The 15,699-nt window shown below is 77.1% G+C and carries 12 protein-coding genes; all 12 read right to left on the reverse strand.

The annotated features are described in order from the left end of the window. Position 1: 1 nt before the first annotated feature. A complete protein-coding gene (locus ACEPPI_RS21240) occupies positions 2-1,486 on the reverse strand; it encodes a DUF6519 domain-containing protein (RefSeq protein ID WP_373916826.1) in 1,485 nt (494 codons plus the stop codon). Positions 1,487-1,510: 24 nt separating this feature from the next. Continuing rightward, entirely contained in the window at positions 1,511-3,661 is a 2,151-nt protein-coding gene (locus ACEPPI_RS21245; protein WP_373916827.1) for a hypothetical protein, read from the reverse strand. Then, complete coding sequence (locus tag ACEPPI_RS21250) at positions 3,658-6,900, reverse strand: putative baseplate assembly protein (protein WP_373916828.1); 3,243 nt, start codon at positions 6,898-6,900, stop codon at positions 3,658-3,660. Before ACEPPI_RS21250 ends, ACEPPI_RS21245 begins: the two co-directional genes overlap by 4 nt. 209 nt (positions 6,901-7,109) lie before the next feature. Next, positions 7,110-9,995 (reverse strand): putative baseplate assembly protein, encoded by a 2,886-nt coding sequence (locus ACEPPI_RS21255; protein ID WP_373916829.1) that lies wholly within the window; start codon positions 9,993-9,995, stop codon positions 7,110-7,112. Continuing rightward, positions 9,992-10,354: a GPW/gp25 family protein gene (locus ACEPPI_RS21260; protein WP_373916830.1), complete on the reverse strand. Its 363-nt coding sequence runs from the start codon at positions 10,352-10,354 to the stop codon at positions 9,992-9,994. Before ACEPPI_RS21260 ends, ACEPPI_RS21255 begins: the two co-directional genes overlap by 4 nt. A 5-nt stretch (positions 10,355-10,359) precedes the next feature. Beyond that, a complete protein-coding gene (locus ACEPPI_RS21265) occupies positions 10,360-10,701 on the reverse strand; it encodes a hypothetical protein (RefSeq protein ID WP_373916831.1) in 342 nt (113 codons plus the stop codon). 5 nt (positions 10,702-10,706) lie between these two features. Then, complete coding sequence (locus tag ACEPPI_RS21270; protein ID WP_373916832.1) at positions 10,707-11,240, reverse strand: phage baseplate assembly protein V; 534 nt, start codon at positions 11,238-11,240, stop codon at positions 10,707-10,709. Continuing rightward, on the reverse strand, positions 11,237-12,358 hold the full coding sequence (locus ACEPPI_RS21275) for a hypothetical protein (protein WP_373916833.1): 1,122 nt from the start codon (positions 12,356-12,358) through the stop codon (positions 11,237-11,239). Before ACEPPI_RS21275 ends, ACEPPI_RS21270 begins: the two co-directional genes overlap by 4 nt. Then, a complete protein-coding gene (locus tag ACEPPI_RS21280; RefSeq protein WP_373916834.1) occupies positions 12,351-12,689 on the reverse strand; it encodes a LysM domain-containing protein in 339 nt (112 codons plus the stop codon). Before ACEPPI_RS21280 ends, ACEPPI_RS21275 begins: the two co-directional genes overlap by 8 nt. A gap of 10 nt (positions 12,690-12,699) precedes the next feature. Beyond that, positions 12,700-13,353 carry a hypothetical protein gene (locus ACEPPI_RS21285; RefSeq protein ID WP_373916835.1) on the reverse strand — a complete coding sequence of 218 codons (654 nt, stop codon included), beginning with the start codon at positions 13,351-13,353 and terminating at the stop codon, positions 12,700-12,702. Then, complete coding sequence (locus ACEPPI_RS21290) at positions 13,350-13,730, reverse strand: hypothetical protein (protein ID WP_373916836.1); 381 nt, start codon at positions 13,728-13,730, stop codon at positions 13,350-13,352. Before ACEPPI_RS21290 ends, ACEPPI_RS21285 begins: the two co-directional genes overlap by 4 nt. Continuing rightward, positions 13,727-15,699: ATP-binding protein (locus ACEPPI_RS21295; protein WP_373916837.1), on the reverse strand; the 1,973-nt coding region annotated here is incomplete at its 5' end. The genes ACEPPI_RS21295 and ACEPPI_RS21290, both read right to left, overlap by 4 nt.

Below are 15,699 nucleotides of genomic sequence, written 5' to 3' on the forward strand. Positions count from 1 at the left end.
CTCACCCCACCGGGGGGAACAACGGGGAGAACGCGGGCACCAGAGGTACGGGGTCGCCCTCCCCGGCGGGCAGGTACGCCAGCGGGGCGTACCGGTAGACCACGCCGTGCGGCCCGACCGCCGCCGGCCCGTCCTCGGCCTGCGGCCACAGCACGTCACCGGGGATCGTGCGGGCCGGAACCAGCCAGTGGTCGCCCCGCCGGAAACGACCCGCCGTCCGCTCCCCGTCCGGGCCCCGCTCCGCGTCCCGGCCCGTCGCCGTAGGCCGGCGCGGGGCCTCGAAGCGGACCTCCACGCCGTCCTCCAGGGCGATCCACGTGTCCAGGAGCACGGGCAGGGCGTCCTCGCCCCGCGGCGGCCGGTGGTCCCAGCGCCGCAGGTACGGGTGCAGTTCCGGATCCCCGCCGACCTGCGGGGGCGGCTGCTCCCCGGGCGGGCCCGCGTTGGGGTCGGCGTCGAGGGTGAGGGTGCGGCCGGGCACGTCGACCGCGACGATCCGGTGGGCGCGCTGCGGCGGGCCGCCCGGCACCTCGTCCGCGACGTGCACCGCCGCCGAGTCGTCGACGAGCTCGACCAGATCGCCCACGTCAAGCCCCAGCCGGTGGTCACGCCCCCAGTCCTCCACCGTCACCACCGGCCCCGCCACCGCGGTCACCGGCAGGGCCACCGAGGCGTTCTCCCGCGACCAGACGAACGTGGCCACCGGCTCCGCGGCCCGCCCGGCACCCCGCCCCCGGCGGGTCCGCACCACCGGCCGCGCCGGGTCCGCGCCGGGCAGCAGGCCCGCCCCCGAGGTGTGGACCTGCACGCGGTACAGCTGGTTCTCCGGCCCCCGGAACCGGGCCCGGGGCGCGACCGCGCACGGGTCGGACGGCCCCGCCGGCTCGTACCGGGCCCGCGCCGCCAGCCGGCCCGCCGGCCGGTACAGCCCGTCCAGCCAGGCCCGGAACCGGGCGGACGCCTCCGCGGCCCCCGGATCCGGATCCTCCTCCCCGAAGCCGTGCAGCACCACCTGCCAGACGACCCTGGCCCGCGCGGCGGTGTCCGGGCCTGCGCCGCCCAGCGCGATCTCCCGGATCGCCGGGTCCTGGATCACGGTGACCTCCCGCTCCCAGGCCCGGAGGTAGACCAGCGCCGGACCCGCCGGGACGGGGGCCGTCTCGGGGTCGACGTGGCCGTCGGGCTGGGTCAGGTACGTGGTCGGGACGTCGTTCTCGACGAGCAGGCCGTCCACGTACAGCCGCCCGGCGCCGATCGCGAGGTCGCGGTCCGGGTCCTGCGGGATCCGGGCCACCGAGAACCCGGGCGCGCCCCGGGGCACGGCCGCCGGCCCGAGCACGTCGGCGACGACGGTGCGCAGGTAGTGCAGCAGCACGGCGGTCTGCTCGTTCGCGTCGGCGTCCAGGGTGACCCGCCCCTGCTGGTGGACGATCCGCGAGTAGTGCTTCGACGGGTCGAACGAGACGCGCGAGATGTCGACGGACAAGATGTGCCTCCTCGGGGACGGAACTCAGGTGACGAACAGGACGCCGCTCGACGTGCCGGCCGGCGTGTACTCCGCCAGCCGCCGGCGCAGCCCGTCCTCACGCTGGGGCTGGAACAGGCCGTGGAACGCGCCGAGTTCGGAGCCGTCCTCGGCGCCGCGGCGGATCTCCGGCGGGCAGGCCGCGGAGAGCTGCGCGTAGCCGGGCGTCCCGTAGACCGTGCTCGTGAACCGGGGGACGACGCGGGCCGGGTCCCCGGAGGCGGCCGGTTCGCAGTGGAAGGGCGCGGGCGTGCGGGAGCCCGGCGCGAGGTAGCTGAACCGGACGCAGCCCCGGTCGCGGACCGCCACGTGCACCGTGCCGTCCAGCAGGGAGTCCTCCACGACCCCGACCGCACGGGTGCGCACCGTCCCGATGACGGTGGTCGCCCGCGCCGACAGTTCGGCGTACGCGCACCCGCCGTCAGGTCCGCCGAACGCGGGCAGCGCCGCCGACGTGGCGTCGAGGACCGAGTCGCAGAAGAAGACCCGGTTCGGCGCGGCGCACTCCCCGTCCGCCTCCACCAGGACGGCCCCCGTGATGCTGTCGCGGACCTCCACGCACGCCGGGGTGCGCACGAGTTCCAGGCCGGGCTCACCGGGGTGCTCGCAGCGGCAGCCCCGGTCGAGCGACCAGCCCGGCACGAGCGTGCAGTGGCTGATCTCCACCCGGCCCACGGGCCCCTGGACGCGGACGCCGCGGCCGGCCACCAGCAGCCCGGCGAGCCGCAGCGAGGGCAGCGGTCCCTCCCCCCGGCCCGTCCCGGTGAACCGCAGCGCGTCCGGGCGGTCGGCGTGCCGGTCCAGCAGCCGCAGGACCGGCCGACTGCCGGGCGCCGCCCGCACGGTGAGCCGGTCGCCCAGGTCCAGCCGGATCTCGGTCATCTGCCGGAAGGCCACCGACCCGACGAGCTCGATCACCGCCTCGCGGCGCGCCGGGTCGGCCCGCTTGTCCTCGTACCACCGGGCGACGGCCTCCGCGGGCCGCTCGAACTCCTCACCGGGACCGACCCGGTAGCGGGCCGCCCCGGGCCCGGACGGCGCCACGGGCACCGGGTACTCGCCGCCGCCCATGTCCGCCGGGAAGGCGTGGTGGTAGCTCACCCGCAGCCCCGCCTCGGGCGCCGAGCGCGGCGCGAAGGCGATCCGCCCGAGCACCGGGTCGACGGCGACCTCCCCCCGGCGCGGCGCCCGGACCCCGTGCGACGGCTCCCACTGCGACAGGTCCGCCGCGACGATCGCCGACAGCGGCACCGGCGTGCCGTCCCCGCTCCACACGCACAGGCTCTTGCCCGGCCCGTAGTAGTGGGCCGTGCGCTCCTCGAACGCCCGCCGCCGGATGAAGGCGGGGACGTTCGTCTCGTCCGCGATGTGCGTCGGCGCCGGCTCGGTCACGGGAAGCGTCACCAGCGGGGTGTCGTTGCCGAGGACGCTGAAGGTGTAGTGGCCGCGGTCGCGGTCGACGCAGTACGCCGGCGCGCGGGTCAGGGAGTGGGCGCCCAGGCGCCACACGAACAGCCCGACACCCGCGACGCCCCCGTGCCCCGGACCGTGCGCCGACTCGACCCCGCGGACGTCCGCCGTGTGCGCGAGCCGGTCGAACGGCCCGTCCACCAGGTCGAGTTCACCGCCGCACCGCAGGTCCGCCAGACGCCCGGAGCACAGCCGCTCCCCGATGTCCGGCCCGTAGGCCGCGTACCGGCGCACGGGTTGGTCGAAGGCGAGCAGCGTACGGAACTCCACCGCCCGCGCCGGCCAGTCGGCCACGTCGCGCGCCAGCTCCTCCAGGACGGCGAGGGTGCCCTTGCGCCGCCGGTTCGCCAGGGTGCGGGCGATGTCGCGACGCGGCGCCACCGCGGCGGCGAGCCGCTCCGCCGCCCCGCCCCCGCGGGCGAGCGCCGCCTCGTACCCCGGCAGCGCCTCGTAGCCGACCAGCGCCCCGATGTAGGGCAGCACCCAGCCCTGGCAGGTCTCCACGAACCAGTCGGCGTACTGCCGGCGCACCGACTCCCGCACCAGGACGCGCTGTTCCTCCAGCACCTCCAGCAGCGCCCGCAGGGGCATCCCCTCCTCGGCGTCCCGGCGCCGGTAGAGGGCCGGGAGCAGTTCGTACAGGGTCCGCTCCGCACCGGTCGTCACGGCAGCCTCCGCAGGATCAGGGTCTGGGACAGGTCGGGGGTCATCACGGCAAGCTGGGCCGGGCGCACGGACACGGAGACGACCAGGCGCCGCCCCGGCTCCAGGTCGGGCGAACGCAGGCCCGGGTTGAGGGCGACGAGCTCCTCCACCCGCAGGCCGTGGCGCACCGCGACCGACGTCAGGGTGTCGGCGGCGCCGGTCGGGTCGTCGCCGACCACGTGCACCCGGGGTTCGGCCCGCGCCGGCAGCGCGTCCACCGTCGCCGCCGCGCCCCGCAGTCCGGAGACGAGGTCGACGAGCGCCAGCGGATCGGCCGCCGAGCCGATCCCGGCGAACACGTCGACGTCGAGGTGGTCGACCCCCGGCACGGCGTGCGCGGCGGCCAGGACGCGGCTGAGCCGGGCCGGCTCGGCCAGGTCGCGCGCGGCGAAGCCGAGCACGCCGAGGACGGCGGCCCGCACCGCCGGTTCGACGGTCTCGAAGGAATGGTCCGGCAGCACCTTCACCCCCGCCGACAGGACCAGCAGCACCAGCTCGCGGACGTCGACCCGCACCGGGACGTGCGGGTCCCCGAAGTCGGCGAGCGCTGCCGACAGTCCGGCCGTCAGCGGGTCCGAGGCGGTGACGGGCACGTCACCGGCGGCGGCGACCGTGACGTGGACGAGTTCGCGCCGGCCGTCGAACAGCCGGGCGGCCGCCGCCCGGCCGATCCCGGCGCGGGCCCGCGCGAAGTCGGCGTAGTCCCGTACCGACACCAGCCGGTCCAGGGCCCGGGTGCGCAGCGGGATCACGGCGCGCAGGTCGCGCGGCCCGTCGGCGTCCGCGCCGCCCGTGGAGGCGAGCGGATTGGTCACGGCGCCCACCCCGAGCGGACGGCTCACGGCCTGGGTGATCCGGCCGGGCGGCAGGTTGCCGTCCGGGCCCGCGCCGACCCGGTAGACGGCGGTGACGTTCTCCACCCCGCTCCGGAGCCGGGCGCCGTGGACGCCGTCACCGAACGCCACCGTCGCGGTACCGGCGCCCGGGTCCCGGTCGAGCGCGTACGCCGGGTCCGTCGGCCCGAGGAGCGAGAGGTCCTCGGTCCGGGGGCGGCGGACACCGTCCACCCGTACCGTCAGGGCGGGTTCGGCGCCGTCGGGCGTGGCGGTCGGCAGGTACGTCAGCGGCGCGGCGGCCGTCACCCCGCGCAGCGCGAACGACTGCCCGCCCCGTGAGGCGTCCCCGCTGCCCAGGACCTCCGAGCGGGTCTCGCCCTGCGTGGCGGGCACGACGTTGCCGTACACGGTCACGGTGTCCCGCCGGTAGGTGTAGGTGAGCGGCGCCGCGAGGAGGAGCTCGGTGTGGACGGTGTCCCCGCCGGCGGCGGCGTCGACGCTCTGGCGGACCGAGGCCAGCATGACCGGCTCGCTCCCGGGGATGCCCGTGGTCCCCGGGACGTCGGTCCGCTCGCCGGAGACGACCAGCCGGCGGCCGGGCAGCAGCCCGGGGCAGACCCCCGCCAGCTCGATCCGGGCACCCGCGACGTCCTCGGTGACCGGGTCGTCGGCCAGGGCGAGGTCCTCGCCCGCCGCCCAGACGGTGATGTCCCCGTACGGAACGCCGCCGTCTCCTTCCGTCGTCCCGTGCCACGGGCCGTCCACGGTGAGCCGGGTGACGGGCACGAACACCGGCGGCGCGCCCGCCGGGGAGGGGAAGGGCAGCCGTAGCTGGGTGACGTCCAGGACCCGGACCAGGCGGCTCTCGGGCGCCGGGCGGGGCTGCTCGGCGAGCGCCCGGGAGCCCGGCAGCACCCCGTCGAAGTGGCCCTCCAGGTAGAGGTACTCGGTCCCGGCGGGCGCCTGCGTGCCCTGCGGGTCCAGGCGCGGATCGACCGGCCGGGCCTTGACGCGCAGCACTTGGACGCCCGCGTTCTCCCGGGGCGGGGCGATCCGCTGCGTGGTCCAGGCCCGGTGGACCGTGCCGGCCAGCCGGGGATCGGCCGCCGCGAGCAGCCCGGGTACCGAGTCGGAGCGGGGGTCCCACGCCTCGCACGGGTCGGTGTCCAGGTCCCGGCCCGCCGTCGGGGGCCGGGGCGGGGTGCGGCGCAGGGCCGGGAGCACCGCGGCGGTGGCGACGAGCGCCGTCGCCCGGTCGCAGTCCGGGGAGCCGCAGCCGTCCCCGTCCCGGGCTCCGCCTCCGTCCCGGGCCCCGCCTCCGTCCCGGTCGCCGTCGCCGCCGTCGCCGCCGTCGCCGTCCTCGCCCGTGTCGCCGTCCGTGCGCCGTTCACCGGGTGTGCAGGTGCAGGCCAGTGCGTGCGCGAGCGCCCTCAGGTACTCGACCTCCGGCAGGCTGCGCCGGCGTTCCGCGGCCACGGCGGACAGCGCGGCGCGCAGGGCCCGTACCGCGTCGGCCACCTCGCCGGCCAGCCACCCGGCCAACGCCGCGTTGCCCCGGGCCGTGGTGAAGGCCACGCCCTCAGCCAGCAGCCGGGCGGCGTCCGCGACCCTCCCGTACGCGTGGCTCGCGGCGCCCCCGTCCGGGGCCAGCCGCTCCAGCGCCGCCGCCACCGATGCCCGCAGCACCGTCGCGGCCGGCACCCTCGGGCCGCTGCGGGCGGTGGCCAGCAGTGCCTCCCGGGCCGCCTCCGCCGGGTCGGCGGGGGAGTCCGGGACGAGGTCGACGGCGGTGAGCGCGGCCGGGTAGTCGGCGGTCGCGCCGGCCACCACCCGTACGACCGGATCGTGGGCGGAGCCGAACAGCAGCAGCAGCCGGTCACCGGGCCGCAGCCCCAGCGCGGACCCGGTGAAGGTGAGCCGCTCCAGCCGGCGCGCCGTGCCGGCCCGGAGCCGCGGCGGGACCGTCATCCGCACCGGGAGGGTGTTCCAGGCGGCATCGGCCGTGAGCTCCTCGGCCGTCTCGAAGGTCTGCGGCAACCCCCCCGGTGCGGGCACGCTCTTGGCCTGCGACCCGGCCGGTACGACGGTCCGCGCGCCGGGGTCGAGGGTGTAGGCCAGGTACCCGCCGGCGCCGAGGGCGGGCCGCGGCCGGTGGCCGACCAGCCGCCCGAGCCGGACCAGGGACTCCGCCTCGACGGCCGTGGCCAGGTAGCCCTCCTGAGCGTGGCGCTCCCCGTAGAAGGTCAGCACGTCGGCGACGACGGCCCAGCAGTCGAGCAGGGCGACCGCCGGATCGTCGGTGGTGCGGGCGGTCAGCCGGTCGAGCTCCGGCCGGCTCGCCAGGCGCTGGAGCATCGCGGCCATGAACCGCCCGTGCGTGCCGACGCGGTAGTCGATCGAGGAGCGTCCCGGCGGGTTGTACGTGGACGCCGGCGTCGGCGGACCCCCGCCGCAACAGCCCCCGCCCCCGACCCCGCCGCCACCCGCGCCGCCGTTCCCGCTCCCGGCGCCGTTCCCCCCGCACCGGCTTCCCCCGCACCGGCTTCCCCCGCACCCGCATCCGCCGTGCCCGCTCATCGACCGCCCCCGATCCGCAGTTCCAGTACGCCGTTCCCGGGCCGGGCCGGATCGCCGTCGAGCCGCGCGATCTCGTCCGCTCCCAGCGGCAGGACCCCCTCGCGCAGCGCGTCCGGCGAGGGTTCGAAGAGCCGCTCCAGCGCGGTGACCGAGACCGACAGGACGCCGGGCACGGCCGCCGCCACCGCGACGATCCGGCTCACCCGCACGGGAGTTCCGAACGTGAGCGCGTCGGGGTGGAAGAAGGCGGGCGCGCCGTCGGCCGTGCGGCCGTGGCCCAGCACCCGGGCCAAGGCGGCGCGCACGTGCCCCGCCACCGCCGACGGCTCGGCCTCCACGCACAGCGCCAGCCGCAGCGGCACCTGCCGGGCCGGCCCCACTCGCACCTCGTGCCCGATCCGGCGCACCCGGTGCAGCCGCTCCCGCACCCCGTCGAGCAGCCTCTCGGGGGCGACGTCCGTCCCCAGCGCGTCCACCGCCACCTGGGCCTCGTACCAGGAGCCGGTCCAGCGCAGCCGGGCACCGGCCCCCTGCACGCCGGGCACCTCGCCCGCCAGCGCCGCGTAGTCGGCCTCGGTGACGGCCCGCAGCCGTCGGCGCAGCGCGTCACCGGGCGCCCGTCGGCGTACCTCGGCGAGCGGTTCGGGGTCGGCGCCGCCCGTGGCGGGCAGCGGGTTGCGCACCCGGACCGTCACCCCGGTGACCCCGCACAGCTCGACGGTGTCGATGGCCTCCGCCCCCGCGTTGCCGGCCGTCCCGTTGCCGAGCCGGTAGCGCAGCGCGAGCACCGAGCCCGGGGCGGGGACCGCGCCGTGGCGGCCGTCGCCGAAGCGCAGCACGAGGACGCCGTCGTCGTCGAGTTCGCCCACGAAGCAGCGGTCGGCGGGCCCGCAGTCGAGCAGGTCGCGCCGGGGCAGCCACACCGGCGCCGCGGCGCCTTCGTCGCGCTCGTCGCCGCCGCTGTCGCCGCCGTGCTCGTCGCCGCCGTCGTCCGCGTGGACCTCCACCGCGGGCAGGGCCGCGCGAGGATCGGGTGCCAGCGCCCGCGCGGCCGGCCCGTGGAAGACCGGCAGCTCCGGGTCGAGCGCCCCGCCCTCGGCCGCGCCCCAGCCCTGCCCGATCTCCCAGCCCTCGTCGGCGGCCCGCAGCACGTACCCGGCCCGTGCCCGGCGGGCGAGTTCGCGCAGCCGGGCCAGCTTGCGCTCCAGCAGCTCGTCGAAGCGGGCCACGAGGGTGCGCAGCGCCGCCACCGGCTCGGTGGCCAGGGGCAGTCGGCGCAGGGCGGCGGAGCCGAACACGGTCGTCAGCCAGGCGAGGGCCGCCCCGTCGGGGCGGTGTTCCCCCTCGGCGCGGCGCAGCAGGTCCAGCAGCCGCTCCCGGGCGCGGCCCGGGATCCCGTCCAGCCGCCGGGCCTGGGCCCGCCCGATGTCCGAGGGCATCGGGAAGGGCACGCTCCAGGTGACCGGAGCCGCGGCGCCGTCGCCCGGTACCCGCGGCTCGAACCGGTCCTCCGTCGGCGGGTAGGCGGGCAGCGCCGCCGGGCCGTCCGTACCGGCGCACCCGGACTCCGGCGGGCACGGACAGCCCGCGGCCCCCGGGGGCCGCGCGGGCCGGGTGACCCGCTCCGGCTCCGCACCGCACCAGGTGCGGCTCGCCCCGTGCTCGACGAGCACGGTGTTGCCCCGGGCCACGGCGACGTCCAGCGGGACGCACCGCGGACCGCCGACGGCGCGCACCCGCAGCGGGAAGGCCAAGGCGTCCTCCGCGTCCCACTCCACCTCCAGCAGGCGCTGCCCGTAGAGCCGGTCGACACCGCGCCGCACCGCGACGAGCCGCACCGCCTGCCGGTGCCCGCGGTCGGCGTCGGCGGGCAGTCCGGTGGCCGCGCCGAGGACCTCCTCGAAGACCACGACGTCCCCCGCGCGCAGCGACAGCCGGTGCTCGCCCTCGCCGTCCCGCAGCGCGGCCGAGGTCGTGCCGGCCGGCAGGGAGTACTCGTGCTCCCCCCAGCTCCACAGGCCGATCCGGCCGTGCGCGGGCCGGACGGTGACCGGCTCGGCGCGTACGGGCTCGAAGACCTGCCCGCCGGCCCGGAACCGGAAGGTCCCGGCCGGCAGGGTGGCCCGCGCGTCGGAGGACAGGCAGACGAACGCCCGCGCGGCGCAGCCGTCGTGCATCGGGTAGTCGACGAGCCGCACGTGACGGCGGACCGAGGTGCGCAGCCGGGCGGTGTCCAGGTAGGCCTCCGCGGCGACCGCGTCCTGCTCGTAGCCCAGCTGGTCGCCCGCGTACGCGAGGAGCTCGACGAGGGCGACCGTCATGTCGGCGGCGTGCCGCTCGCCCCATGCGGGCAGCGTCAGGGCGAGCCGCTCCAGCAGCGCCCGGCGCAGTCCCGCGTAGTCCTTGGCGAGGTAGTCGACGACCGGCTCCGGGAACACCCCGGGCGGACACGGGTCGGGCCGGCAGTCGACCGTCGCCGGGCAGTCCTGGCCGAAGGTGAACCCGACGGACGCGAAGAACGGGTCGAAGCCCTCCGGGGGTTCGGTGCCCGGCCGCCCGAAGGCGTCCGTCCGCACCACGGACAGGCGGTACGCGGACACGTCGCCCGGCCGGTCCACCCGCAACAGCACCCGGCCGGGCGGCTCCCCCTCCGCGTCGTCGCCGCGACCGGGGTCCGTCTCGACCGACACCACCCGCAGGTCCCGGGCGACGACCCCGCCGTCGATCCGGAAGTTGGCCGGCACGAGCTCCTCGGGCACCGGACCGAAGAGGGTGACGGCGAGCCGCGTACGGCCTTCGTCCACCGTCACGGACTCGATCCCGGCCAGACCGGCGGCCCGCGCATCGCGCTCCCGGACCCCGAGGACGTGCTCCCCGCTCACCTGATCACCCCGCTGTCGAAGGCCTCGGTCCGGACGGCGCCGGTCGCCAGGAGTACGTAGCCGATCTCGATCCGCAGGGCCGCGTCCTCGGCGGTCACGGAGAGGGACCGGACGGCGATGACATCGCCGAGCCAGCGGTGCAGCGCGGTCTGCACGGTCACCTGGAGGGCCGCCGCGAGGTCGGGGCCGTTCGGCTCGAAGACCAGGTCGAGCAGACCGCAGCCGAAGTCGGGCCGGACCACCCGCTCCCCGGGACGGGTGAAGAGCACCTGCTCGATCATGTCGCGCACGTGGTCCTCGGTGCCGGTGAGCCGGGTACGGCCGGTGGCGGCGGTCCCGAACGGGAAGTCGACGTCCACGGCGCTCACCCCGCCGTCACGCGGAGCTGGCCGGCGACGACCAGCGGGGTCGTCGGGGGCGGCCCGGCGCACACGCCCGAGCCGGGCACCGGACCGGCCGGCGGGAGGGCCTGTACGAGGACGGGCCGGCCGCCGGCCAGCAGCCGTGAAGCCAGTCCCGTCCAGCGGACCGTCGTACAGGGCGGCGAACCGGACACCCCGGGACAGCCGGTGACCACCAGCTGGTCGGCGGCGGTGGCCAGCGGCGCGCCGCCGGCCAGCACCCGGGTCTGGGCAGGGGTGTTCCGTACGGGGGCGAGGTGTCCGCAGGTGACCGCCGTCGCGGTCGTCACCAGGGTTCCGGGCATCGCGCTCACCCCGGCAGCACGGTGAGCGCGCCGTTGCCGAGGTCGATCCCGGCCTGCGTCACCTTGATCGTCGGTCCGGAGGCGGAGGCACCGATCTCGATCCCGCCCTCGTAGAGCCGGATGTACGGTCCCGCCGGGCCCTTGAGCTGGAGCAGGATGCCGCCCGTGGGCCCCGCCAGGTCGGAGATCAGCAGGCAGCTCTGCGCGGGCGTCCCGATGACCACCTGCGGCACGCCGCCCGGCGCCGCCTGCGCGGCGGGCGGCAACTCCTCGGCACTGCCGCGCCAGAACCCCGTCCACACGGCCCGGTCGGGGTCGCCGTCCGCGAACTGGACCCAGACCCCGGAGCCGACCAGCGGGACGACGTACATCCCGCTCGCGGGTCCGGCCAGCGGGGTCGCCGGGTCCGCCCAGATGCAGGGGTCGTCGCCGAGCACGTCGGGGACCCGCACCAGGAGCCGCCCGGAGCGCAGCTGGTCGAGGTTGGAGGCCACCACCCCCTGGTAGAGGCCGTGGTACTTCTTCGCGTCCTTCGTCACGGGATCACCGCCGGGGTCAGGGAGCCGAGGCCGTCGCGGGTGAGGGTGAAGCCCTGCTTGTACTCGCCGCGCCGGATGTCGTGGGTCACGCTGGAGACGTAGTACAGCCCGTCGTAGGCCGGTCCGGCGCCGCGCACGCCCACCAGCCGGCGGGCGCGCAGCACGTGCCCGTAGCGCAGCACGTCGAGCTTGCCCGTCCCGCGGACCGCGTCGGCCGCCGTCGAGGTGCGGCTCAGCCCCAGCAGCAGCGCCTCGGCCGGAGGCCGGTCGCCGACGTCGGGCAGCGGCTCCTGTTTGAGCGTCACCGCGGGCCGCGCCGCGAGCGGTGGGTGCAGCAGGCCGATGTCGGGAACCGGCAGGCCGACGCCCAGTTTGGTGACCGGCTCCGTCACGGTCACCGTGTACTGGGTGCGGGAGAGCCCGTCGTAGGTGAACGACAGCGACTCGGCGGTGGCCGCGGCCCCCGCCCCGACGGTGAGGGCCGGCTGGACCGGCCCGGTGCGGACCTCGGGACCCCAGTAGGCCACGCTGGCCCCCGGGACCGGACCGGGCTCCAGGAAGAAGACGTACCCGACCTCCGAGGCCATGGCCTTCAGGTACTCCAGATCGGTGGACGCCTGGACCGGGATGTGTACCACCGGGTTCGGCACGTCGGTGAGCACGGGCGGAACCGCCACCGGGGCGATCCCGTAGACGGCGTACTTCGCGCAGATCGCCGCGACGCGGGCCTGGTGCGGCAGCCCGGGGAAGCACGCCCGCTCGTGCCGGACGTCCATCAGGACCGTCAGGTCCTCGCCGGTGACGGTCAGCACCGAGGCGCCCGGTTCGGCGCTCGGCGACAGTTCCTGCTGGGTGACGACCCCGTCCGCGAGGACGGTCGGGGTGCCGGCGACGACGCAGACCAGGACCACCCGGACGCCGGGGTCGAAGAAGCCCGCGGGCAGCAGCGCCCGCTGGATGACGGAACGCGCGCTCACGGCGAAGGCCAGCTGGAAACCGCTCGCCTGCCCCGACGCGGTGGTGACCCGGACCGACTGCAGGGCGTCGGCCAGCGCGGCGGGCACCGGGACGGCGAGCACCGGCCCCATCAGGAGCATCAGCCGCAGGGCGCTAGCCACCGAGGCCCCCGCCCGCGTCGAGCACGCCCGCGCCCTGCGGCATCCCGGCGGGCAGGGTGATCCGCAGCCGCCGTCCCGGGACCCGCGTCAGCGACTCGGGGTCCAGGACCCGGTGCGCGTCGGCGATCCGCCACGCCTGCTCCGGGTCGCCGAGCTCCCGGGCGGCGATGAGGTCCAGGCGCTCGCCCGCCACGACGACGTGCGTCCCCACGGTGGTCAGGGTGTCCGGGTCCGGGGGGAAGCGGCGCCGGACGTAGGTGACGGTCCGGCCGTCCGGGAGGGTGAGCGAGGCGGTCGGGACGTTCTGGTAGCGGCTCGTGGCGGAGAACACGCGTACTCCTTCACAGACTCGTCAGGCCGAGGTCGGACGGGGTGCGGGGGACGAGCCCGGCGAAACGCTCGCGGGCCTGCCGGTGCTGGAGGTAGAGCAGACCGCCCTTGTGGCGGAAGCCGAGGTCGTCGACGGTCAGCACCCGCGCGCCGACCGTGACCTTGGCCCGGATCGGGTTCAGGTCCGGGTCGAAGGCCTCCTCGGCCACCGTGAACTCCGTGATCCGCACGGGCAGGACCCTGCTGCGCCCGAGCACGAGCACCGTCAACGGAGCCTCGACGGGCGCGACCTCGATCATCCCGAGGGCTGCCATCCGGTCCTCGGCCAGGAGCTGCGCCACGCTCGGGTGCAGGGCGCTCTCCAGGGCGGCCAGTACCGGGAACAGGCCGCTCCCGGCCTCCACCGGATGGGTGTCGGGGGCGTCGAGCTGCTCGGTGGCGTCGAACTCCGCGTCGAACCTGTACGTCTCGTGCGGCGGGCCCTTGAGTCGCTGGGCCTCCAGCCGGTCCCCGGGCTCGGGTCCGATGCCCTGCGGCTGCACGGTCCGGGTCAGCGAGTCCGGATTGAACTGGAACGCCACCGTCCGTACGGGGCGGCCCGTGTCCGGATCGAGCAGCACGAATCCGCCGCGGACCACCCGGGGCACTCCGGGGAACCCCGTCATGACCGCCCCCGCCCGGCACTGCCCGTGCCCGACGAGTCCGTGCCCGTACGCGAGTCCGTAGGCGAGCCCGTACGAGCGCCCGTACGAGCGCCCGTACGAGCGCCCGTACGCGAGTCCGGCGCGAGGGCCGCGTGCACCGACCGGGCGACCGCCCGGCCCGCGTCCCGCGCCCCGCCCGAGCCCCCGTGCGGCGCCGGGGCGATCACCACCGGGCGGACCCCGCGCGGGATCCACGTCCCCGCCGTACCGGCCGCCGCGCACAGGGCGGCCAGCTCCTCGCGCAGCGCCGCCACGAACGCCTCCCCGCGCCCCGCGAACACCTCGCCGCCGCCCGCCCACTCCACGACCAGCCGCTCGATGTGCACCTCCACCCTCATGACGACGCCCCCTCACGCTGCACGACGGCCGGATCCGGCCAGGCGAAATCCCGCTCCCGCACGGGCTGCTGGAGCTTGTGGAACTCCTCCCGAGCCGCGCGCAGGACGAGCGGCATGGTGATCCGGCCCCCGTCCGCCGCGGCGAGGAACGCCGAGTTGAGCGCGATGGTGCGGGCCATGGCCCCGCTCACGTCGAGCCGCGCGAGCCGCTCGTAGTCCAGGCCGTCACGGCCCGGCGCGTGCTCCGGGAAGGCCCTGCGCCAGATCTCCCGGCGCTGCCCCACGTCCGGGAACGGGAACTCGACGACGAACCGGAGCCTGCGCACGAGCGCCGCGTCGAGCGCCGCCCGCATGTTGGTCGCCATGATCGTGAGCCCCCGGTGCGACTCCAGCCGCTGGAGCAGGTAGTCGACCTGGACGTTCGCGTACCGGTCGTGGGCGTCCTTCACCTCGCTGCGCGTGCCCAGCAGAGCCTCCGCCTCGTCCAGGAACAGCACCGCACCGCCCGCCTCGGCCGCGTCGAACAGCCGGCGCAGGTTCTTCTCCGTCTCGCCGATGTACTTGCTCATGACGGCCGACAGGTCCGTGCGGTACAGATCGAGGCCCAGCTCCGCGGCCAGCACCTCGGCCGCCATCGTCTTGCCGGTGCCGCTGGGGCCGGTGAACAGCGCGGTCACGCCGAGGCCGCGGGTGCGCCGCTCGCCGAAACCCCAGGTGTCGTAGACCGTTTCCTGCCGTGCCACCTGGTCGGCGATCCGCCGCAGCTGCGCGCCGGCCCGTTCGGGCAGCACGATGTCGTCCCAGCCGGCCTCCGGGCGCAACCGCTGGGCCAGGCCGTCGAGGCGGGGCCGGCCGCGGTCCAGGCAGGCGCGCCAGGCCCGGTCGGCGCCGTGCACCGCGGCCACCTCCGCGATCTCGGGCAGGTCCAGGGCGAACTGCCGCGCGAGGAGGTCGACGGGGACGGAGCGGGCCGCCGGGCCGAGCACGTCCCGCCAGGCCGCGGCGCGCTCGCGCGGGGTCGGCGGGGCGACGTCCACGATCAGGGCGGCGCGCCCGAGGTCGGCGGCCGCGTCCCGGGAACTGAAGAACGCCGGGGCCCCGGTCCGCGAGAGGAACCGCCCGACGGCAGACGGGTCGTACCCGCCGTGGGCGTCGTCGTCCGCGTCGAGGTACAGCGCGACGGGGGTGAGGGCGGCCTCCCGCTCCCACAGCCGTGCCAGCCGGTCGGCGTCCCCCGCCCGCCCGGGCAGCAGCGCGACCGGCAGCCGGTACGCCGTCAGCCCCCGGGAGGCGGCCGCGCCGGCGGCGACCAGCCGCTTGCTGCCCGGCTGCCCGCCGACCAGGTGCACGACCGGCGCCGGGGACAGCTCCCAGGCGTCCGCGCACCGGTCGGCGGCGGCCCGTTGGGAGGCGGGCAGCGCGGCGGGCGACTCGGACGGGAGCGGGGTGACCAGGACGCGCAGCCGTTCGTCGAGGTGGTCCAGGCCCTTGACGTGGTCGACGATCCGCTCGTCCGCGCGGACCGGGCTGGTCACCAGCGCGGAGCCGGCCACGTGACCGATCTCGACGAGCCCCCAGTACCGCAGCGGGCCGTGCGCGGACAGCGCCTCCCAGGAAGGACCGGGCAGGACCGCGAGCGCCAGCCCGAAGGTGGGGAAGGCCATCGCCCCGACCCCGTGCGCGGCCGCGAACAGCGCACCGGTCGACGGGGACAACTCCTCGGCGAGGCACATCAGCAGCACGTCGCGCTCGAAGCGGCTCAGGCCGAGGCGGCGGGCGAGCGCGACCAGGGGCGGGGCCGGCACCGCTGCCTCCGCCTCCGCGATCCGCGCCTCGGCGGCCCCCAGCTCCCGGGCGCTCACGCCCCCGGCGGGGCCGGCCGGGAGGGCGGGCTCCGGGCGGCCGGCATCCGTACGCTCCTCGGCGGTGCGCGCCGCCGCGGCCGCCCGGCCAGGCCGCCACCGGGGCG

Origin of the sequence: Streptomyces sp. AB3(2024) (genome assembly GCF_041862025.1) — a bacterium.
GTDB lineage: Bacteria > Actinomycetota > Actinomycetes > Streptomycetales > Streptomycetaceae > Streptomyces.

Excerpts from the sequence above, each read along its gene's own strand:
- ACEPPI_RS21285 (WP_373916835.1), bottom strand. The coding sequence starts at position 13,353 with ATGACGGGGTTCCCCGGAGTGCCCCGGGTGGTCCGCGGCGGATTCGTG.
- ACEPPI_RS21265 (WP_373916831.1), bottom strand. The coding sequence starts at position 10,701 with ATGCCCGGAACCCTGGTGACGACCGCGACGGCGGTCACCTGCGGACAC.
- ACEPPI_RS21290 (WP_373916836.1), bottom strand. The coding sequence starts at position 13,730 with ATGAGGGTGGAGGTGCACATCGAGCGGCTGGTCGTGGAGTGGGCGGGC.
- ACEPPI_RS21250 (WP_373916828.1), bottom strand. The coding sequence starts at position 6,900 with ATGGCCGCGATGCTCCAGCGCCTGGCGAGCCGGCCGGAGCTCGACCGG.